Origin of the sequence: Streptomyces sp. JL2001, from assembly GCF_050917515.1 — a bacterium.
Lineage (GTDB): Bacteria > Actinomycetota > Actinomycetes > Streptomycetales > Streptomycetaceae > Streptomyces.
In genome coordinates this window covers 6873548-6894123 of record NZ_CP169421.1, presented here as the reverse complement: position 1 = coordinate 6894123, position 20576 = coordinate 6873548, and the positions used below count along the sequence as shown (strand labels likewise).

General features: G+C 75.5%; 13 protein-coding genes. 3 read left to right on the top strand and 10 right to left on the bottom strand.

Translation table 11 applies throughout. From position 1 onward, the window contains the following. Positions 1-68 precede the first annotated feature (68 nt). The 4 genes from ACE1OA_RS30825 to ACE1OA_RS30810 all read right to left on the bottom strand — a co-directional run bounded on the left by ACE1OA_RS30825 (position 69) and on the right by ACE1OA_RS30810 (position 8918). Complete coding sequence (locus tag ACE1OA_RS30825) at positions 69-1916, bottom strand: BTAD domain-containing putative transcriptional regulator (RefSeq protein ID WP_432753707.1); 1848 nt, start codon at positions 1914-1916, stop codon at positions 69-71. Between the two features lie 265 nt (positions 1917-2181). Next, positions 2182-5121 carry a helix-turn-helix transcriptional regulator gene (locus ACE1OA_RS30820; RefSeq protein WP_432753706.1) on the bottom strand — a complete coding sequence of 980 codons (2940 nt, stop codon included), beginning with the start codon at positions 5119-5121 and terminating at the stop codon, positions 2182-2184. A gap of 130 nt (positions 5122-5251) precedes the next feature. After that, entirely contained in the window at positions 5252-5446 is a 195-nt protein-coding gene (locus ACE1OA_RS30815; protein WP_147981511.1) for a hypothetical protein, read from the bottom strand. Between the two features lie 289 nt (positions 5447-5735). Continuing rightward, entirely contained in the window at positions 5736-8918 is a 3183-nt protein-coding gene (locus ACE1OA_RS30810) for a type 2 lanthipeptide synthetase LanM family protein (RefSeq protein ID WP_432753705.1), read from the bottom strand. 507 nt (positions 8919-9425) lie between these two features. On the opposite strand from ACE1OA_RS30810, the gene ACE1OA_RS30805 reads away from it, so the two are divergent. After that, positions 9426-10619 (top strand): hypothetical protein, encoded by a 1194-nt coding sequence (locus ACE1OA_RS30805; RefSeq protein ID WP_356779272.1) that lies wholly within the window; start codon positions 9426-9428, stop codon positions 10617-10619. Between the two features lie 318 nt (positions 10620-10937). After that, on the top strand, positions 10938-12308 hold the full coding sequence (locus ACE1OA_RS30800) for an MFS transporter (protein ID WP_356602143.1): 1371 nt from the start codon (positions 10938-10940) through the stop codon (positions 12306-12308). Positions 12309-12361: 53 nt separating this feature from the next. On the opposite strand, the gene ACE1OA_RS30795 is transcribed toward ACE1OA_RS30800, so the two are convergent. From ACE1OA_RS30795 to lnt, 4 genes are all read right to left on the bottom strand, one after another. After that, positions 12362-14251: a helix-turn-helix domain-containing protein gene (locus ACE1OA_RS30795; protein ID WP_356602145.1), complete on the bottom strand. Its 1890-nt coding sequence runs from the start codon at positions 14249-14251 to the stop codon at positions 12362-12364. 205 nt (positions 14252-14456) lie between these two features. Beyond that, on the bottom strand, positions 14457-15344 hold the full coding sequence (locus ACE1OA_RS30790) for a 3-hydroxybutyrate dehydrogenase (RefSeq protein ID WP_356602147.1): 888 nt from the start codon (positions 15342-15344) through the stop codon (positions 14457-14459). Between the two features lie 55 nt (positions 15345-15399). After that, entirely contained in the window at positions 15400-15882 is a 483-nt protein-coding gene (locus tag ACE1OA_RS30785) for an NUDIX hydrolase (RefSeq protein WP_147975692.1), read from the bottom strand. 158 nt (positions 15883-16040) lie between these two features. Next, complete coding sequence (gene lnt / locus ACE1OA_RS30780; RefSeq protein ID WP_432753704.1) at positions 16041-17636, bottom strand: apolipoprotein N-acyltransferase; 1596 nt, start codon at positions 17634-17636, stop codon at positions 16041-16043. 282 nt (positions 17637-17918) lie between these two features. Here lnt and ACE1OA_RS30775 point away from each other — a divergent pair, with 282 nt between their 5' ends. Beyond that, entirely contained in the window at positions 17919-18947 is a 1029-nt protein-coding gene (locus tag ACE1OA_RS30775) for an O-antigen ligase family protein (protein ID WP_432753703.1), read from the top strand. A gap of 142 nt (positions 18948-19089) precedes the next feature. Here the strand turns inward: ACE1OA_RS30775 and ACE1OA_RS30770 are convergent, their stop codons facing one another. Beyond that, complete coding sequence (locus tag ACE1OA_RS30770; RefSeq protein WP_356602154.1) at positions 19090-19656, bottom strand: hypothetical protein; 567 nt, start codon at positions 19654-19656, stop codon at positions 19090-19092. Positions 19657-19764: 108 nt separating this feature from the next. After that, positions 19765-20550, bottom strand: coding sequence for a glutamate racemase (locus ACE1OA_RS30765; protein WP_432753702.1), 786 nt, complete (start codon positions 20548-20550; stop codon positions 19765-19767). Positions 20551-20576 lie beyond the last annotated feature (26 nt).

The following is a 20576-nucleotide window of genomic DNA, read 5'->3' as shown; positions in this document are numbered from 1 at the left end:
GACGGGCGTCCGGAGCACGCGGCGGGGCTTCCGGACACCCGTACGGGCCGGGCCCTGGACGACACCCCCTAGGCCGGCACCGGGTCCCCCTGGTGGATGCCGCGGGCGTACAGCCTGACCAGGTGCGGGAGTTCGTACTGCGCCGCGTGCGCGGTGACCTCGCCGCCGGGCGAGGTCACCATCCCGGCGTCGATGAGCGACTCCACCACCCGTACGGCATGGCGCTCGTCGCATCCCAGGGCCTCGGCCGCCTCGGTCAGGCCGAACGGCCCGTCCCCGGTGCCGACGGCCAGCCGTCCGGCGTCGCGGCCGCATTCCGGCGGCAGGGCCTCCCAGCCGCGGGCCAGCCGGTGCCGTACGGACACGTCCCCGGAGGTGAGCTCGTCGAGTACCCCGGCGGGGTCGGTGAGCCGGTCCGCGAACTCCCGCAGCGGCAGGTGGCGGAGCACCGCGAGGCGCATGCCGCTCACCCGGACCGCCAGCGGTGACCCGCCGCAGGCACGCACGATGCGCAGCGCGGCGTCCCGGTCGGCCCGCACCCTGTTCGGGCCGACGAGTCCGGCGAGGAGCTGCAGGGCCTCGGCGGTGCCGAGCGGCGGGACCTCGACCCGGTGCACCGGCGCCAGACCGCCGAGCCGGCCGCGCGCGGTGAGCAGCACCCGGCCCGATCCGCCGCTCGGGAGCAGCGGCCGCACCGCGCGTTCCTCGGGCACGTCGTCCAGGATCACCAGCACGCGGTGTTCCGCCAGCCACTCCCGCCACTCCTCGGGGCTCGACGGCCCGGTCCGGCCGGTCCGTTCGCCGAGCTCCGCGAGCACGGCGGACAGCGGTCGGGCGCGCCCGTCCGCGTCGCGCAGTGAGACGCAGAGCCGCCCGTCGGGGAAGCGGTCGCCCAGGCGGTGGGCCGCCCGTACCGCCAGCGTGGTCTTCCCGGATCCGGCCGGGCCGGACAGCAGCACCACGCCGCCCCCGCCGTCGCCGTCGCCGTCGCCGTCGAGCAGGTGCAGGAGGTCGCGCAGTTCCGGACCGTGCCCGGTGACCTCGGCCGGGTCGGGCGGGAGGGCGGTGGCCGAGGTCGCTCTTCGGGCGGCTCCGTCCGGCGCGGCGGGCGGTCCCGCGGGCCGGTCCGCCCCGGCCGGCCGGTCGCCCGCGAGGATCGCCCGGTAGCGGGCGGCCATGGCGCCGCCGGGCTCCAGTCCCAGTTCCCGGGCGAGGAGTTGCCGGTACTCGTCGTACGCGGCGAGTGCCTCCGCCTGCCGGCCCGAGCCGCTGAGCGCGCACATCCAGGTGGACCGGAGCCGCTCCCGCAGCGGGTGCCGCTCGACCAGGTCACGCAGTCCCTCGACCACCGCCGACACGCCCCCCAGGGCCAACTCCGCCTCCGCCCAGGTCTCGTAGGCCGTCAGGTGGCGCAGTTCCAGCCGCTCGGCCTCCTCCGCGAGCCGGGGCGACTGCCGCAGGTCATCGCCGAACGGCGGTCCCTGCCACAGATCGAGGGCCTGGCGCAGCAACCGGGCGGCCGGGCGGTGCGGCTGCCCCTCGGCGGCCCGCACCAGCGCACGGAACCGCTGGAGGTCCAGCTCGTCCTCGGCCACGCGCAGCACGTACCCGGCTCCCGTGTGGACGAGCCTCGGCCGGTCCCGGTCGTCCTCGGCGAACAGCGCGCGCAGGGAGCTGACGTACACCTGGAGGTTCTTGCGGGCGGTCCGCGGGGGCCCTTCGGGCCAGACCGCGTCGGTCAACGCGTCCACCGAAACGGGGCTGTTGGCGGAGCCGAGCAGCGTCGCCAGCACGACGCGCTGCTTCAACGGGCCGAGGGGCAGCGCCAGGTCGTCCCGGTGCACCGTGAGCGGGCCGAGGACGGAGAACCGGAGCGTGCCGGGTGACGCTGTGGGCGGCGCGGACGGACGCGGCATCGAGCGAACCTCCGTGGGGCGACGGCATGGGGTCGGTCCCGTCGATGATCCGCCGCCCGGGGCCGCCGCACATCGGTGCGGGACCCGCACACTCGCGTCCCCCGGTACGGCGTCCTGGGGGTGCGTACCCCCATACGAACCGGAGCACCCCCCAGCAAACCGGGAGCCGTCCCCCATACCCGGCCGTCCCGCCCGGTCGTCCGGGGCGTCCGGGAGGCGCGACACGGATCCGGGGGCCGGCGCCCCGCCCGCGGCAGGCCGGGGACTACTCCCGGCCCTCCGCGCGCTCCGCCGACGACGCGCACAGGGCCGAGCGGTCCACGCAGCCGGTCTTGGCCATGAGGCTCGCCATGTGCTTCTCCACCGTCCGGGGCGAGATGCACAGGCGCCGCGCGATCTGCTGGTTGCCGGGCCGGTCCACGAGCAGGACGTACACCTCGTACTCGCGAGGCGTGACGCCCGCGGCGCGCAGCTCCGCGGGGATCCGCTCCCGGCCGCCGCGGCGCTGCGGGACGCTGACCCCGGCCTGTCTCAGCAGGGCCCGGCAGGCTCCGGCCACCGCGGGGACCCCCGCCTCGTGGAAGTACTCCTCGGCGGTCCGCAGCCAGGCGACCGGCTCGCCCCAGGCGTCGGCGAGCGCCGCCTCGGCGGTCAGGCGCAGGGCGAGGTGCCAGACCTGCGGGAACACGGGCGCCGCCCGGCCGGCCTCCGCCACGGCCCGCCGCGCGCCGTCCGGGTCGCCGTCCCGGCCTCGCGACACCGCGTCCGCCAGGCCGAGGAACATACGGTTCCAGGCGAGCTGCCCGCCGGGCGACGCCAGGGCCTCCCGGTAGGCCGCGCGGCCGCCCTCGTCGTCGCCGTCGAGGAGCCGCAGCAGGGGGCGGAGCCCGTACCGGCCGCTGAGGTAGAAGAAGCTCGGGTGCGCGCGCTCCCAGGCGAGCGCGGCGTCCAGTTCGTCCCTCGCCCGCTGCCGGTCCTCGCCCATCAGCGCGCCCACGGCCTGGCACAGTCCGCGCTGCAGGGGCACGAGCATCGACTCCTCGCCGCCCGCCCGGCGGAACCGGGCCAGGGCCCGTTCCTGCTCGCGGGCCCGCCCCTGGTGGGCGGCGAGAGTGGCGTCCACGAGCAGCAGATAGCGGTGCGCCGACACGTTCTGCAGCCGCGCGCTGGCTTCCACGGACCGTTCGACGATCTCCCGGGCGCGGTCCCAGCGGGCACCCAGCACGCTCTGCATGGCGAGCAGGCCGTCGACGGTCTGCAGCAGGGCGAGCGAGCCGAGTTCGTGGGCCGCCGCGCGGGCGGTCTCCAGCGGGGTCGCCTCCCCGGTCCGCATGAACGCGTTGGTGCCGAGCCGCACCAGGGCCTCGGCCCGGCTCGTCGCGAGGCGGTGTTTCTCGGCGACCGACAGCATCCGCGCCAGGCAGGCGTCGGCCTCGTCGAAGCCACGCTCCCGGGACAGCAGGGCCAGCAGCTGCCACGCCTGGCAGGCCACCATGGGCCGGCCGCGTTGCTCGGCGGTCAGCGCCGCACTTCTGGCGGAACGTTCCGCCTCCTTGAGCCGCTCCCGCCCGTCGGCGCGGCCGTCCTGCTCCGGGAGCAGCGCGAGGTGCCCCTCGACGACCACGAGCGCCGCCTCCTGCTCCGGACGCGGCGCGCCCCCGAAGAGGGTGCGGGCGGCCCGGATCCGGCGGCGTGCCTCCTCCTGCCGCTCCGCCATGGTCGCGACCCACGCGACCTGCGTGTGCGCCTGGGCCCGTTCCTCCGCCGCCCGCGAGCCGGCGGGCGCCGGGGGCAGGTCGTCGAGAAGCGCGGCCGCCGCGTCGAGCCGTCCGGACTCGGCCTGGGCGATCGCCAGGTGCACCGTGACCTCGTCCCGTTCCTCCTCGGACGCGAGCCCCCGGGCCCGCTCCAGCAGTACGGCGGCCGAGCCCGACGCGCCGGCGTCCAGCATCTGCCGCCCCACCTGGGCGAACTGCCGTGCCGCCGTCTCCCGGTCACCCGCGGCCAGTCGCAGGGTGGCCACCAACTGCCTTTGCTCTCCTGTGAGTTCCCCGGAGGACTCCTCGATGGCGGTGGCCGCACGGCGGGCCAGCGCGGCCTGCTCGGCGGGGGGTAAGGAGGCCCGGAGCGCGTCCGCCGTCAGGACGTGGCGGAAGGTGTAGTGGTCGTGGGCCGCACCGTCCGGGGCGATGATCCCGGCCTCGGACGCGGACCTGAGGTGGGCGAAGAGCGCCCGGTCGTCGAGGCCGGTCACCGCCCTCAGCGCCCCGACGGAGAACCGGCCGCCGAGCGTCGCCGCGAGGAGGAGGAGTTCGCGCACCGGTTCGTCGAGCCGGTCCAGCCGACGGGCCCAGCTGCGGACCGCGCCCGTCGGCACGGTCGCCTCACCGTGGTCGGCGAGCCGCCACCCGTCGCCGTCCCTGCTCAGCCGCCCCGTGTCCAGCAGGTCGGCCAGCAGCACCTCCACCAGGTACGGGTTGCCGCCCGCCCGCTGCGCGAGGTGCCGATGCGCGGCGGAGGGCACCTCGTCCGGTGCGGCGTCCAGACACGCGTCCACCATCTCCCGTACGGAATCCTCGTCCAGCGGCCCCAACTCCCGCACCGCGGCGGTGTTGCGGAGCTCCGCGGCGAGCGCGAGGTCGAGGGCCGGACCGGCGTCGGGCCGGAGCGTCCCGACCAGCAGGACCGGCAGATCCGCCAGGTTGTCGACGAGGTACTCGACGACGGCGATCGTCTCGGTGTCGGAGTCGTGCAGGTCCTCCAGCAGAATCACGCAGCCCCGCTCGCGGCCGAGCACGGCCAGCAGCCGGAGCAGCGCCTCGGCGAGCTCGACCAGGGAGATCGCGTAGCCGGGAGCCACGGTGCCGGCCCGCCATTCCGGCACGAGGCCGGCCAACGCGGGCCGGTAGGGGGCGAGTTCCGGATGGTCCGGGGCGCCGACGGCCCGGAACCGCGAGGACAGCGCCTCGACCAGCGGCCGGAAGGGCACGACCAGCCCGGTGGACGTGGCACGGCCACGCAGCACCGGCAAATCCCGGTCGTACGCGCGCAGGGCGCACTCGCCGGCCAGCCGGGACTTGCCGATCCCCGCCTCGCCGACGAGGAACACCGCCCGTCCGGCCTTCCTTCCGACGCCCTCCAGGGCCTCGTCCAGCAGCCCTGTCTCGGCGTCCCGCCCCACGATGACCGACGACGTCGCTCGCATGGGCGCAGGTTACTTGATCCTTTTCACCCACGGCAGAGGGCCGGGGAACCCCCCGGCCTCCGCTCGTGCTGTCAAGGCGTCATCCGCGTCACGTCGCGCGGCGACGTGTCCGTCCTGGTCCGTCCTCCCCTCAGGACAGCGGAACGGTGCCGGTGGTGTAGGGCATGTCCAGAGAGGCGGCGGAGTCCGAGTCCGCCGTTCCGAGCAGCCTGCTGCGCAGCCCCAGCGCCCCGCTCACGCCGAGCGTCACCTCGCCCACCGGGTGGTCCTGGACCGCGTGGAGGTGTCCGCCGTCGACGTATCTCACCGAGTCATCGATCTGCATGGTTCGTTCGTCCTTCGCATCCGCAGGAGTGGTGGTCGTGCCGTGCGGTGGTGCGGTGGTGCGGTGGTGCGGTTTTCCGGTCGTGCGGTGTGTCCGGTCGTGCGGTCGGGGTGGGGTCGCTCGGCGGCCCCGGGGACGAGGGCTCGTACGGGTGGTCGTCGGGAGTCGGCCGTCCGGGGTGGGGTGGCGGGGTTCGGGTGGCGGCGGTCGCCGCCGGTCACGGACCGGCGGTCAGGAGCGGTGGTCGGAGGTGCGGTGGCCGGAGGTGCGGTGGCCGGAGCGACGACCGTCAGGGGGTGGGGCGCGGTCGTCGGCCGTCGGGTGCCGCGCGCCCGGGTGACGGGCCGTCATGTGCCGTTTTCCCGGGTGCCGTTCGGCGCAGACCGGCCTCCGGTGCGGGCCCCGGCCCGGACGTCCGCAGGAGGAGGGCGGACGGCACCCGATCCGGGAACCCGGCGCGCAGGAGCCCGTGCCCGATCCCCGCCAGGCCGGTGAGCAGGCCGGGGTGGGGGACGCCTTCGGGCGTGCCGCTGACGGCGCCGGTCTCCTCGACGGAGGCGAGGAGCGCTCCGGCTCGGCGGATCCGGTGCGGCCGGGCGTCCTCGAGCGCGCCGTGGCCCAGGAGTTCGCACAGCCCGGCCTCGCCGTGGCAGAGGCTGTCGTCGGGAGCGGGCCGGCCGCGGCCCAGTTCCTCCGCCGTCCCGCGCGACCAGGCCGCGAGGTACGGGTCGTCCAGGGCGGCCGGGGAGTCGAGCACCGCGAGCGCGATCCCGGCCCGACCGCGGCACCAGGCCGAGGCCCGGGCTCCGGAGCCGTCGGCCGGCACCGGGACGGAGCGGTCTGCGGCGTCCCCGCCCGTGCCACGGCCGGTCCCGGGGCCTTCGGGACATCCCCCGCGGGCGTACGCGTCCCCGTCGACGGCCGCCCGGAGCGCGGCCAGGCCCGCGACCGCGGAGCGCTCCGCGGTCGCACGGCCGGCTCCGCCGGGGATCCCCGCCCGGTCCTCGGCGAAGCGCAGCAGCGCCCATCCGATCCCGGCGGCTCCGGTCGTGAAGCCGTGGCCGCCGGCCGTGGGATCGACCTCGCACAACCGGTCCGCGCAGGCCCGGGCGGCACGCCGGATCTCGTCGTCGCCCCCGGTTCCGGAACCGTCCCCCTGCGCGGCCAGCAGGGCGACCAGCCCGCCCGCCACACCGGTGCCCACCCCGAACTCCCGCTCGGACCGGGCCGCTTCACCGGCCAGCCGCAGCAGCGCGGAGGCCCAGGAACCGACCTCCGGATCGCCCAGCAGCCGCGCCGTCTCGGCGAGCGCGTAGGCGATGCCGCCGAGACCGGAGAAGGCCCCCGAGCCCACCGCGTGGAGATCCGCGGGCCGGTCGCCGAGCGCGTCGAGCAGCCGGGGCACCGGCGTCAGGGCCGCACGGGCCGTCTCGGCGTAGTGTCCGGCGCCGGTGAGCGCCGCCAGCTGGGCCAGGAACAGCGCCGGTCCGGTGTAGCCGCCGGCGAGGTCGGCCGGCATCGGCCCGATCCGCCAGTAGCGGTCGTCCAGGAGTTCCAGCCCGATCCAGTTGGTGCGCGGCCCTTCGCGGTACGCGAGGGAGACCAGCCGGTCCCCGACGGAACGGGCCGCCGACAGCAGCCGTTCCGGCTCCGGGGCGCGGTCCGCCGTACGGCCGCGCCGGCCGCCGGCGGGCCGGTGCGCGGGCGTGCGGGAGGACGTCGCCATCGCGGCCCGCACGATCCACTCCTGGTCCTGCCGGTCGACCGTGTCCATCGCGCCGAGCTTCGCGGCGACGCGGGCGGTGCCGGGCAGCTCCGTTCGGCCGGCCGGCGGCCTGCCCGGGTCTCCCCACAGGTGGTCGCGGGCCGGGCGCGCGGTGAAGAGCGGCACGTCTCCCGCCCAGAGCTGGGCGATCTCCTCGTCGACCAGGCCGGGCGCGAGGGCGGTGCCGAAGCCGTCGGTCCGCAGGGTCTCCAGGACGCGCTGCCGCGCGTCCGCGTCCTTCAGCAGGTCGGGGTGGGTCGTCTCGTCGAGGAGTACGCCGTACAGCCAGGTGGGGCGCATCACCACTCGCACCTCGTCCGTGTCGAACGCCCGTAGCGGGCCCGTCTCGTGGAGCAGTTCGTCCCTGGCCGCGCCGATCGCCGTGTACCCGGCGCGGAACCCGGCGCACAGGGCCTCGATGTGGGCTCCGGGCTCGACGGGCGCGCCGCCCGCGAGCCGGGGCCGGTTCGCCGACTCGCCGAACCGCCCGGCCCGGCGCACCAGGCGCATCCGGTCCGTGCCGGCGTCGGCCCAGTCCGCCCGGGCCACCGGCGAGGCCGCCTCGTGACCGCCGCCGACGGCGGACACGTCCAGGGCGCTGTGGTCGCCGACGAGGAGCTGGGGCAGCAGGCCGACGCGGTACACCGAGGCGTGCAGGGCACGGGCCGCGGGGTCCTCCGTGGCGGCGCCCGGCAGGGGCGGGTGGAACAGCGTCTCGACATCGACCAGCACGGGGTGGGCGCCGGCGGCGATCAGGTTCTCGTGGTGCAGGTCGGTGCCGTCCAGCAGGTGCAGCAGCGCGAGGAGCGCGCCCTGACGGCGGTAGAACGTCTCGATCTGCTCGGCGGAGGCGCAGGGCCCTCCTTCGACGAACTCCACCCATCCGTAGGCGCCCCGGTCGAGCAGCCCGAGGGTGCGCAGGTCGACGGAGCCGGGCAGCCGGTTGAACCAGGCGACAAGCTCGTTGAAGTGGCGGTGGACGGCGAGGGGGCGCGGCTTGTACACCAGCCGGGTGCCGTCGGCGAAGCGCAGCAGCATCACGCTCCGCCCGTTCCGGTGGCCGTCGCCCGCGCCGGTGTCGACGCCCACGAGCGGCCCCGGGTCCCCGCCGGAGTTCCGCAGGAGGCCGGCGGTGAGCCGGTGGTGGTCGTCCGCCAGCCGCTCGAGTGCCTCGGCCGTCGCGTCCGCGGCGTCGAGGGCGGCCCGCCCGAGGATCCGGGCGAGCACCGGCCGCCCGGCCAGCAGGGCCGTCAGGCCGCGCCGGGACGCGACGCGCCCCAGGAAGTCGCGGAACCGGGCCCGCGGGTCGTCGCCGTCGAGCTGTCCGGCGGTCCGCGCCTCGTAGAGCTCCAGGACCAGCGTCCGCGCCGCCGCGCGCGCCAGTGTGCCACTGAGCCGGCGTTCCAGGTCGCCCCGCACGGCGGCCAGGTCCACGAGACCGCGCGCCCGTTCCGGGACGCCCCGCTCCAGCCGCTCCCCCGCGCGGTCGGTGAAGGGCCGCAGCACCCACTCGAAGCCGCTCAGCCCCGGATGGTCCCCCGTGGGCGCCACGGCCTCCTCGGGCGCGGAGGCCGCCGCCTCCTCGGCGAGCGCGGCCCAGTCCGGTCGTCCGGCACCCCCGTCGCCGGAGACCAGCCCGGCCTCCCACCACCGGTCGACCGCCGACAGCGAGGTCCCGGCCCGTTCCTGTCCGACATCCGCCGCCATCGCCCCTCCCCCGTCGCCCGTCCGTGCGCTCCGTGCCGGGTCCGATCCTGGTACGGGGGGCGCCCGCACCACATGGGGAGTGACCCCCCATGTTTTCGGTATGTGGGTGCCGGGGGGGCTCCCGGCACCGGCACCGTGCGCGGGAATGCCCGCCTCGGCGAGCCCGTCGACGTCACGCGCGCCTGTTCCTCCGCTCGGACGACGCCGGCTTCACCACCGGCCCGGCGTTCGTCGTCGACGGCGGCCACCTGCTGCGGCGGCCGCGACCGAGGCGTCGACAGGACTCCGGGGCGACGCGCGACCACGGGCTCACCACCTGTCTCCGGTCGCCTTCCGGGAAGCGCCGGGGCGTCACGCCGACCCGACCGCGTCCCGCGCTGCCGCGGATCGATCGGCTCGACCGTCCACCGGACATGTGATCCACAGCGGCGCGGACGGGGTAGTGCTCCCCTCGCCCGGACCGCGGAACCATACTGGTCGGGCCCTGATCGCCGACCGAACGGTTCCATGGCCAAGAACAGCGTTTCATCGACCACCGTCCCCGACACCGCCTGGCTCGGGCGTGGGCGTCACCTCGGGCCCGAGCCCGAGCGGGACGTCCGGCGCAACCTGCTCGCGCTCAAGGCGGCCCGGGTGATCGACGACTTCCTCGACCTCGACCCCGTCGAGGCGGCGCGTTCCACCGATCTGTACCCCCGGGACGAGTCCGCCGACCCCGGCCCGTCCGCCCGCCGCGTCTTCGAAGCCCGCTGGCGCGTGGCCGACGGCGTCACGGTGCGCGCGCAGCTGACCACGTACGAGCCCGAGTCTCGGCGGACGAAGGGCGAGGGTGTCACCTGGGTCCTCGCCGCCGAGGCCGAGCGGGCGTGGGAAGCCGGCTGGCCCTCACCGGCCACCGTGTTCTGGCCCGACAGCGACCAGGTCGCCTGGGACCACGAGACGGTGCCGGACGTGCGCCTGCGGTCGGCGAACCACCTGCCGAAGGACGACGACGAGTTGCGCCGCCTGCTGCGGGCCTGCAGCCGGCAGAGCTGGTGCGTCCATGTCGTGGTGCACGAGGCGATGACGCCGGACGCCCTGGGACGCCGGCCGATCACGGCGTTCCTGCCACCGAGCCTGCGGCACCGGGTCGTCGAACACCGGGCCACGCCGGAGCAGGCGCTGATCGCCGACTTCGTGATGAAGCGTGAGCTGGGAGTGGGGATGCCGCGCGGCGGCGCCGTCATCCTGCCCTCGGCACGGCAGGCCTCCGACTACGACGCGGAGCGCTTCACGGTACGCAACGTCTTCCTGGACGGCACAGAACCCACCACACTCCTGGACAAGATCGAGGAGTTCGCCTCGCTGCCCCAGCTGCTGCCGGCCGACGCCGAGCAGGTCCTGACACGGCTGCGCCAAGGCTGGCACCTGCTCACCCCCGACGAGGAACTGGTCCACGCCCGGGCCATGGTCACCAAGTACGCCAAGGCACTCGAAGCCATGACGGCGTCCTGCGACCTGTACCGGGAGGCCGCCGAGTCCGCGCTCGACGCCCTCGCCGAGGCGAACCGCGGCGACGGCGCCCCCCGGACGGCTTCACCGGCGACGGCCGAGGACGACGCCTCACCGTGGAAGACCCTCACGAAGACACTCGGCCGCTTCCGCGGCCAGAACCCCCAAGCGCCGGACACGGAGGTCCGGCAGCGCCCGCACGGGCCGTGAGACGCAGCGGAGAACGGTCCGGCCGCACTCCGACCTCCTCCCCGGGGACGGCCGCCGGCCGCACTCGACGGCCGCGACCCCCAGGGGTTGCCCGGCCCGGCGACGGCGTACCGGCGGCCGTCGGGCACGCCACCTCTCGAACGTGCGCTACCAGGGCGACCCGGACGGCCGCTTCCGCTGCCTGTCCGGACCAGCCATGGCTGCCGGCCGCATTCGACGGCCCTGAACTATGGTGTCCCACCACATACGCCGCTGACCTGCCACTTCCTACGGTGTGGCGACACCGAAAGTCCCCGTACCCGCCTGGAAGTGGTGCACATGGCCGCCGCAACAACCTCCCCGACGCCACCCGGATCGCTCAAGCGCATCGTCGCCGCGAGCCTCATCGGCACGACCATCGAGTGGTACGACTTCTTCCTGTACGGGTCGGCCGCGGCCCTGGTGTTCAACAAGCTGTTCTTCCCCGACTCCGACCCGCTGGTCGGCACGCTGCTGTCCTTCCTGACGTATGCCGTGGGCTTCGCCGCCCGGCCGCTGGGCGCGCTGGTGTTCGGACACTACGGGGACCGGCTCGGCCGCAAGAAGCTGCTGGTGCTCAGCCTGCTGCTGATGGGCGGGGCGACCTTCGCCATCGGTCTGCTGCCGACCCACGCCACCGTCGGATCCGCCGCGCCCCTGCTGCTCACCGCGCTGCGGCTGGTGCAGGGCTTCGCGCTGGGCGGTGAGTGGGGCGGGGCGGTCCTCCTCGTCTCGGAGCACGGCGACGCGCGGCGACGCGGGTTCTGGGCGTCCTGGCCGCAGACCGGCGCGCCGGCCGGGCAGCTCCTGGCGACCGGTGTGCTGTCCGCGCTGACCGCGCTGCTCTCCGACTCCGCGTTCCTCTCGTGGGGCTGGCGCGTGCCGTTCCTGCTCTCTGGCGTCCTGGTGATCGTGGGCCTGTGGATCCGGCTGTCCGTGGACGAGTCGCCCGTCTTCAAGGCGGCCCTCGCCGCCGCCGAGGAGCGCAAGGCCGCGGCCGACCACGTCGAGAAGATGCCGCTGGTCGCCGTGCTGCGGCACCACTGGCGTGACGTCCTCGTCGCGATGGGCGCCCGCATGGCGGAGAACATCAGCTACTACGTGATCACCGCGTTCATCCTCGTCTACGCGACGACGTCGGTCGGCCTGAGCAAGCAGACCGCGCTCAACGCCGTCCTCATCGCCTCCGCCGTGCACTTCGCCGTCATCCCCGCCTGGGGCGCGCTGTCCGACCGCGTCGGCCGCCGGCCGGTCTACCTGATCGGCGCGATCGGCGTCGGTGCCTGGATGTACCCGTTCTTCGCGCTCATCGACTCGGGGAGCTTCGGCGCCCTGCTGCTCGCGGTGACGGTCGGTCTGGTCCTGCACGGGGCGATGTACGCGCCGCAGGCAGCGTTCTTCTCCGAGATGTTCGCGACCCGGATGCGCTACTCCGGTGCCTCCATCGGTGCCCAGTTCTCCTCGGTCGCCGCCGGCGCGCCGGCCCCGCTGATCGCGACCGCGCTGCTCGCCGACTACGGCAGCTCGACGCCGATCACGCTGTACGTGATCGCCGCCGCGCTCCTCACGGTCGTCGCCATCGCCTGCGCGCGGGAGACCCGCAACCGGGACCTGTCGGAGGTGTCCGAGGACGCTCCCGCGGCCCGGGATCAGGTCCGCGCCGACGCCTGATCCGTACACACCGAGGCGCCGGGTCCGCACAGGACCCGGCGCCTTCGTCGTGTTCAGCGGGCGACGGCCGCCGACATGGCGTGCAGCCGGAGCGCGAGCTGGATCTCCAGGGCCCGGGCCGGGGACTGCCAGTCCGGCCCGAGGAGCCGGCCGATCCGCTCGATCCGCTGGGCGACCGTGTTCACGTGCACGTGCAGGTCGTCCTTCGTGCGCGCCGGGCTCATGCCGCTGGCGAAGTAGGCGTCCATCGTGCGTACGAGGTCGGTGCCGCGGCGCCGGTCGTAGGCGACGACCTGGCCGATCGTGCGCTCGACGAAGCCCTCGATGTCCCGGGTGTCGGCGAGCAGCAGCCCGAGGAAGCCGAGGTCCTCGGCCGCCGCGCCCTCGCCCGCCCGCCGGAGCAGCAGCAGCGCGTCCAGGCAGCGGCGGGCCTCCTCGTAGGCCGTGGAGACCTGGCCCGGGCTCGCGGCGGGCGCCGCGACGGGCGACGAGGCACCGACCGTCACCGGTTCGCGCAGCGCGCCGCCGAGGTGCCGCGCGGTCTGCCGGGCCAGCTCGGCGGCGGTGTCCCCCGGGCCGAGCGGCAGCAGCAGGACGGTCCCGCCGTCCCGGGCGGAGGCGAGGCCGTGCCGGGTGGCCGCGAGGTGCGAGGCCGCCGACCAGAGCCGCTGGCGGTCCGCGCTCTCCCGGACGCCGGTGTCGGCGCCGGCCTCCTCTCCGGCCCGGTCGATGCGGGCGGCGAGGACGACGTGGGGCGCGTCGACGTCGGTCCGCAGGCGGGCGGCGCGCTCGCGCAGCAGACGCCGGTCGCGGTCGGGGGCGTCGAGGAGGTCGTCGAGCAGTTCGCCCCGCACCCGCTGTTCGGCTTCGCCGGCCGAGCGCCGGGCCAGCAGCAGCAGCGAGGTGACCAGGGCGGCCCGCTCCAGGGTGCGCTGGTCGACGGGGTCGAGATCGGGCTGACCGCTCAGGACGAGCGCGCCGAAGGTCTCGCCGCCGGCCGAGACGGCGGCCACCCAGCGGTCGCCGTCGCGCAGCGCGTGACCGTCGGCGAGCCGGGCGGAGCCCGTCCACTCCTCGGCGAACTCGACCGTCCCCCCGAGCACCTCGGAGACGGCGCCGGCCACGTCGTGCACCCCGCCGCCGCGCAGCACCAGCTCGGTGAGGCGGTCGTGGACCTCGGACGCCCGCTCGATGACACCGCTGTGCTCGCGGATGATGTCGTTGGCCCGTTCGAGTTCGGCCAGGGCCGAGCGGGTCTCGGCGAGCAGGTTGGCGGTGTCGATGGCGACGGCGGCGTGCGCGGCGAACGATCCGAGCAGGGCGACCTGTTCCCGCTCGAAGACCCGGGCCCGCCGGTCGGCGGCGAAGAGCACGCCGATGACCTGGCTGCCCAGGGTGAGCGGCACACCGAGGATGGCGACGAGCCCCTCGTCACCGACGGCGGTGTCGATCGTGCGGGTGTGCTGGAAGCGGGGGTCGTCGAAGTAGTCGTCGGTGACGTACGGGCGGGCGGTCTGTGCCACGAGCCCGCCCAGGCCCTCTCCCATGCCGAGCCGGAGCTGCTGGAACCGCGCGGAGACCGAACCCTCGGTCACGCGCATGTAGGTGTCCCCCGCGGCGGGGTCGTTGAGGCTGAGGTAGGCGACCTCGGTGCCGAGGAGGGAGCGGGCGCGCTGCACGATGGCACGGAGCACGGCGTCCAGGTCGCGGAGCCCCGCGAGGTCGTGGGCGGTCTCGAAGAGGGCGGACAGCTCCGCCTCGCGGCGCCGCCGGCCCTCCAGTTCGGCCCGCACGCGCAGGGCCAGCTGCTTGGCCTGTTCGAGCGCGGCCAGCGCTTCGGGGCCCGCGCCGCTCGCACGGGCGAGCAGCACGGGCCGGTCGTACGCCTCCGTCGCGGCTCCGCGGGCGAGAAGCTCCAGGTAGGAGACCTGTTCTTGGGACATGGACACAGGGATACCTGCCGTACGGGTGATCGCACCAGCCCTGTGGACGACCCGGCGCCGGGGCCGGGTACCCCCTTCGACGGCCCGGGCGGGTGGAGGGCCGCCGCAGGGGGTGTCTTGCCGGGCGGGCCCGGTCCGGTCGGCAGGACGGCCCCGGGGAGTGTCCCGCGAGCCGCGGGGTCCCGCCGGGCGTACGCGCGGCCGCTCAGTGCGCCGTCCAGCCCCCGTCGAGCGTGAGGGAGGTGCCCGTGATGAAGGAGGCGTGCGGGGTGCAGAGGTAGAGCACCGCCTCGGCGACCTCCTCCGGCTCGACGAGGCGCTTGAGCGCCGAGTCCTTGAGGAGGACGTCCGTGAGGACCCGCTCCGGCGGGATGCCGTGGGCGGCGGCCTGGTCGGCGATCTGCCGCTCGACCAGGGGGGTGCGGACGTAGCCGGGGTTGACGCAGTTGGAGGTCACCCCGTGGGAGGCCCCTTCGAGCGCGGCGGTCTTGGAGAGCCCTTCGAGACCGTGTTTGGCGGCCACATAGGCGGACTTGTAGGCGGAGGCCCGCAGGCCGTGTACGGAGGAGAGGTTGACGACACGGCCCCAGCCCTGCGCGTACATGTGCGGCAGCGCGCCCCGGATCAGCCGGAAGGGGGCCTCCAGCATCACGGTGAGGACGGTGTGGAAGACGTCCGGCGGGAACTCCTCGATGGGACGGACCAGCTGGAGGCCCGCGTTGTTCACCAGGATGTCGGCGCCCCGGGCCGCGTCCTCGGCGGCGTCGAGATCGGTGAGGTCGAGGAGCTGCGGCTCGATCGCGCCGTCGAGCCCGGCGGCCTCGTCGGCGAGGGTCTCCAGGCCCTCGGCGGCCCGGTCGACGGCTCTGACCCGGGCCCCGGCAGCGGCGAGCCGCAGGGCACAGGCACGGCCGATCCCGCCGGCCGCGCCGGTGACGAGAGCGACGCGCCCGGCGAGGTCGAGGGCGACGGATCCGGGCGCGGGGGTCGGCCCGGGCCGGCGGCCCCCCGCCGGCGCGGACGCGGACGCCACGGTCGACGAGGGGGCCGGTGACGGAGCGGGGACGGGACCTGATGTGGTGGGGGCGCTCATGCTCCGCACCCTATGAAGGGGCCCACCCCGCACCGATGTGTGTCGAACCCACACTTCAGCCTTGTTGCATGGTGTCGAACCATGTGGGTTCGTCGGCGAGCGCCTGCTCGATCCGGAAGTGGGAGAAGCGCTTCATCTCGGGTAGGGCGTCCACGTCGAACCAGCCGACCTCCGTCGACTCCTCGTCGTTGACCTTGGCCTCGCCGCCGACGGCCCGGCAGCGGAAGGAGACGTCCATGAACTGGCACCGGTCGCCGTTCGGGTAGACGACCGGCTTCCTCAGGGTCTGCACGAGGACGACCCGTTCGACCTCGCACCGCACGGCGGTCTCCTCGTACACCTCGCGGACGGCGCAGGCGGCGGGCTGCTCCCCCGGCTCGACGATGCCGCCGACGATCGCCCACATGCCGGTGTCGGCCCGTCGGCCGAGCAGGACCCGTCCGCGGTCGTCGAAGACGACGGCGCTGACGCCGGGCAGGAAGAGGAGCTGGTGTCCGGCGCTGGCCCGCAGGTCGCGGATGAAATCAGGAGTACCCATACCGCGACCCTAGATCCTTTCCGCGAGGAGTCCTGCCCGCAGGTCAGGGGCCGGCGCCGCACCTCGGGGCGTCCGGCGGGACGCTCCCGGCCCCTCTCCCGGGACCCGGTACGGCGAGGAGGCGGCCTCCCCACCGCACCCGCGGCGAAGGCGCCGGCTCAGGCGGTCCGGCGGGCCCGGACGGCGCGCAGCGCCGACCAGCCGAGCCCGGCGACGGCGACCGCCACCAGAAGTGCCTCGGGCAGCGTGCCCATGCGCGTCGCCGGAGTGAGCGAGGAACGCAGCGGCACCTCGTCGACCAGCACGTCCGGTGTGAACATCCGCGACTCCCGCACGATCTCGCCGTCGGGGCGGATGATCGCGCTGACGCCGCTGGTGACCGGGACGACCACGGAGCGACTGTGCTCGACGGCCCGCACCCGCGACATGGCGAGCTGCTGGTAGGTCATCTCGCTGCGGCCGAAGGTGGCGTTGTTGCTCGGTACGGAGATCAGCTGCGCGCCGTGGGTGACGGTGTCCCGCACGGCCCAGTCGAAGGCGGCCTCGTAGCAGGTGGCGAGGCCGACCTTGGTGCCGGCGAGGTCGAAGACGCCGACCTCGCTGCCGGGACCGAAGTCACGGCTGACCCGGTCGACGTTGCTGTTGAAGAGCCGGACGACGGAGCGCATCGGGATGTACTCGCCGAAGGGCTGCACGTGCCGCTTGTCGTAGGTGGCGACGGGGCCCTTGTCGGGGTCCCACTCGATCAGGGTGTTGCGGAGCTTGCCGGTCGGCGGGGCGACCACGGCGCCGATCACGGTCGGCACACCGATGGCGCGCACGGCCTCGTCGATGACCTCCTGCGCGTCCGGGTTCGCGTAGGGGTCGATGTCGGAGGAGTTCTCCGGCCACAGGACGAAGTCGGGCCGCGGCTTGCGGCCCGCCTTCACGTCCGCGGCGAGTTCCTTGGTGCGGTTGGCGTGGTTGTCGAGCACCGCACGGCGCTGGGAGTTGAAGTCGAGTCCCAGCCGGGGGACGTTGCCCTGCACCGCCGCGACGGTCGCGGTGCCGTCCTCGGCCGCGTCGTCGACGAGCGGCAGGGCGGCGAGGGCGCCGGTGACCGGGACCAGGACGGTGAGCGCCGCGGCGGCCAGCGGGCCGCGCGGGACGGTGCCGGTCCTGCGGTACGCGCGGATCCGGCGGACCACCTCGTACAGGCCGAAGCCGCACAGGGCGACGGCGAAGCCGAGCACCGGGGTGCCGCCCACGGCCGCGAGCGGCAGGAAGACGCCGTCGGCCTGGCCGAAGGCGATCTTCCCCCAGGGGAAGCCGCCGAAGGGGGCCCGTGCGCGGGCCGCCTCGCCGAGGATCCACACCGCGGCGGCGAACACCGGCCAGCCGGGCAGCCGCGAGACGGCCGCGATGCCGAGACAGGAAGCGGCGACGAAGAGCGCCTCGGCCGCGGTGAGGGCGACCCAGGGGCCCGGACCGACCTCCTCGCCCGTCCAGATCAGCAGCGGCAGCAGGAATCCGAGGCCGGCGAGGTAGCCGAGCCCGAAGCCGGCCCGGAGCCGGCGGCCGCGGAGGGTCCAGCCGAGCAGTCCGAAGGCGGGCAGCGCGAGCCACCACAGCGGCCGGGGCGGGAAGCTCAGGAAGAGCAGGAGCCCGGACAGGACGGCGGCGCCGGGGCGCACGAAACGCCGTGGGGCGAAACGGCCCGGCCCGGAGGCGTCGGCGGGGCCCGGGGCGTCGACGGGGGTGATGGTGGTGCTCACGTGGCGGAGTCTACGGCGCACGGCCCCTGCAGGAGCAGTCCGGTCCGTGGCCGTCCCGGCACGTCGTTCCCGCCTCCGGCCTCGGCCGACACTCCACTTCCCACATGGGCGGCCCCCACGCTCCGGACGCTCGGGCCGGCGCCGCGCACCTCCGTCGAAGCCCAGGGCGCGGCGGCTCCGTACCTTTCTGCCACATCGTTTCTGCACCAGCCCTCCACAAACCGGGAGCGCGGCCGCTACGGTGTCCGCCGGACTGATCGGGGTCGACGGGGGGTCGACGGGATGGCTGCTCCTGCGACTGAGCGGGCCGCCGTGCGCGCACACGGGCGGGCACCGGACGTCGCCGGGGTGCTGGTGCTGGGCGGCTGCACGCTGTGGGCGCTGGTCAGCGCGACCGGGCGGGACGCGCGCCCGGAGGGCGTCCTCCTCGCGGTGCTCGCCCTCGCCGCCGGGTACGCCTGCGGCCGGATCTGCGGTTCCCTCCTGCCGGTCGCGGCCGCCGCCACCGCCTCCCTCGCCGCACTGGCCCTCGCGCTCGCGTCCGGGTCCGGTGTCCCGGGCTCGACTCCCGCCGCCGCCGTACCGCTCGGCCCGACCGGCGCGGCCGCCGCCCTGCTGGTCCTCGCCGCGGGCGCCGCCTGCTGCGCTGCGTCGGCGGCCGGTTCGCCGCCCGCCCGGGCGGCGCTGCGCGTCCTCGGCCTGGCCGTGGCGGGGGTGGCGCTCGCCCTGGGCTCCGTGGCCGGTTTCGTGGCGGCGCTCGGTGTCTGGCTCTGCTCGGCGGCGGCGGTACGGATGCGGCACCGGTTCCTCGGGCTCGCCGGGCTCGTCCTGGTGACGGGCGTCGCCGTCGGGGCCTCGTTCGCGGTGGCGGAGGAGGCGCTGCCCGAGGGGCTGACCGTCTCCTTGGAGGGCCCGCTGACCCCTCACCGGGTGCGACTGTGGCAGGACGCGATCGACCAGGCCCGGGAGAACCCCGTGCTGGGAAGCGGCCCGGACCGTTTCGGCACGTTGAGCCGGACGTCCCTGGAGGAGCCGCTCGCAGACGGCACTCCGCACTCGGCGCCCCTTCAGCAGGCGGCCGAGCAGGGAGTGCCGGGCGTCGTCCTGCTGGGAGGCGTGTACGCGTGGCTGGTGTGCGCCCTGTGGGCCTCGCCGCGCTCCACGGCGGTGGTGCTCACGGCGGGCGCCACCCTCACGGCGCTGGCGGCGCTGGCCACCGTGGGCAACGCGCTCAGCTTCACCGCCGTGACGGTGGGCGCCGGGCTGCTCGCCGGACTGGCGACGGCCCGTACCGCCACCGCTCCGGACTGAATCCGGCCGTCCGCGCCCCCGGACCCGACCCGACAGCCGTCCGCGACTCCCGACCGCACCCGGCCGTCCGCGCTCCTGGACCCGGCCCGGCCGTCCGCGCCCCCGGACCCGGCCCGACCGTCCGTGACGCGGGGCGACGGCGTCAGGCGCCGGCGGGGCCGGTCGGTGTCGCGCGGCGGAGCAGCTCGCGGATCACCCGGACCCCGGCCATCGCGTCGTCGACGGTCACGGTGAACGTGTGGCCGTCGCCCAGGCGCAGCAGCAGGGCCTCGCCCCGGCGGACGATGACGGCGGTCCCTCTCTCGGGGCGCCAGCGGCAGCCCCAGCCACCCCACTCGCGCGGGGTGACCTGGGGGACGAAGTCGGCGCCGACCACGTGGGAGAGCGGGATGCGGCGGCGCGGCAGGCCCATGTGACCGCAGCGGACCTCCATCGCACGGTCGTCGACCCGTACCTCCACGTGGACGAAGGCGAGGGTGCCGAAGAGCACCAGCAGGCCCACCGCGACACAGCCGATCACCGCCATCAGGAGCGGCGCGACGCCGGAGGTCCAGGGCGCCTCGACGGCCAGGGTGATGCCCAGGACCATGCAGGCGACGCCGGCGACGGCGGGCACCCACTGGAGTCGGTTGGTGGCGCGGCCGGTCCACCTCTCGGGCACCGGTCCTCCGGTGCCCGTGGGGTCGAGATGTCGGGATTCGTCCCTCATGGGTGGCAGCCTACTCACGTTCCGCGTACGCGGCGCCCCTTCGGCCGGCTCTTCTCCGTCGGGACAGGACCCGAGGCCGTGGACCGGCCGGGGCTGGTGGGACGGGCGTCAGCGTGCGGGGCTCACGGCCCTCAGCAGGCGCCCCTCGGCGTAGCGCAGCGCGGGTTCCGGAAGCGTCGCGGTGCGGCCGCTCAGGAGTACGGTGAGCCCGCCGGTGGCGTCGGCGTCCGGCGCGGCCCCGGCACCGATGCGGCGCAGCGTCTGTGCCGCGACTGCCCCGGCCGAGCCGTGGAAAACCACCGGGGGAAGGTCGGGGTGCTGCACCGCCGCGCGGATCTCCTCGGCGACCAGTTCGTAGTGGGTGCAGCCGAGCACCAGGGCGCGGACGTCGCGCGGGGTGAGTGCGGCGGCGGCGGCCACCGCGCGCTTGATCCCCTCCGCGTCGGCGCGCTCCACGGCGTCGGCGAGCCCGGGGCAGGACACCTCCGTGACGTCGGCCCCCTCGGCGAAGTCGCGGATCAGGCCGCGCTGGTACGGGCTGCCGGTGGTGGCCGGGGTCGCCCAGATGGCCACCTTGCCGCCGGCCGAGGCGGCCGGCTTGATCGCCGGCACCGTCCCGATCACCGGGATGTCCGGCTCCAGCGCGGCCCGGAGGGCCGGCAGGGCATGCACGGTGGCGGTGTTGCAGGCCACGATCAGGGCGGCCGGACCGAGCGCGGCGGCGGCCCGCGCGACGGCGAGCGCACGCTCGGTGAGGTCCTCGGCGGTGCGCGGGCCCCAGGGCATGCCGTCGGGGTCCGAGGAGAGGACGAGGTCGGCGTCCGGCCTCAGACGGCGTACCTCCGCCGCCGCGGGGAGCAGGCCGATTCCGGAGTCCATGAGCGCGATCTTCACCCGGTCACCCTAGCCGACCACCCTTG

Bases quoted from the DNA above. Each gene is read 5' to 3' on its own strand.
- ACE1OA_RS30825 (WP_432753707.1), bottom strand. From the start codon at position 1,916: ATGCCGCGTCCGTCCGCGCCGCCCACAGCGTCACCCGGCACGCTCCGG.
- ACE1OA_RS30820 (WP_432753706.1), bottom strand. From the start codon at position 5,121: ATGCGAGCGACGTCGTCGGTCATCGTGGGGCGGGACGCCGAGACAGGG.
- ACE1OA_RS30815 (WP_147981511.1), bottom strand. From the start codon at position 5,446: ATGCAGATCGATGACTCGGTGAGATACGTCGACGGCGGACACCTCCAC.
- ACE1OA_RS30810 (WP_432753705.1), bottom strand. From the start codon at position 8,918: ATGGCGGCGGATGTCGGACAGGAACGGGCCGGGACCTCGCTGTCGGCG.
- ACE1OA_RS30805 (WP_356779272.1), top strand. From the start codon at position 9,426: ATGGCCAAGAACAGCGTTTCATCGACCACCGTCCCCGACACCGCCTGG.
- ACE1OA_RS30800 (WP_356602143.1), top strand. From the start codon at position 10,938: ATGGCCGCCGCAACAACCTCCCCGACGCCACCCGGATCGCTCAAGCGC.
- ACE1OA_RS30795 (WP_356602145.1), bottom strand. From the start codon at position 14,251: ATGTCCCAAGAACAGGTCTCCTACCTGGAGCTTCTCGCCCGCGGAGCC.
- ACE1OA_RS30790 (WP_356602147.1), bottom strand. From the start codon at position 15,344: ATGAGCGCCCCCACCACATCAGGTCCCGTCCCCGCTCCGTCACCGGCC.
- ACE1OA_RS30785 (WP_147975692.1), bottom strand. From the start codon at position 15,882: ATGGGTACTCCTGATTTCATCCGCGACCTGCGGGCCAGCGCCGGACAC.
- ACE1OA_RS30775 (WP_432753703.1), top strand. From the start codon at position 17,919: ATGGCTGCTCCTGCGACTGAGCGGGCCGCCGTGCGCGCACACGGGCGG.
- ACE1OA_RS30770 (WP_356602154.1), bottom strand. From the start codon at position 19,656: ATGAGGGACGAATCCCGACATCTCGACCCCACGGGCACCGGAGGACCG.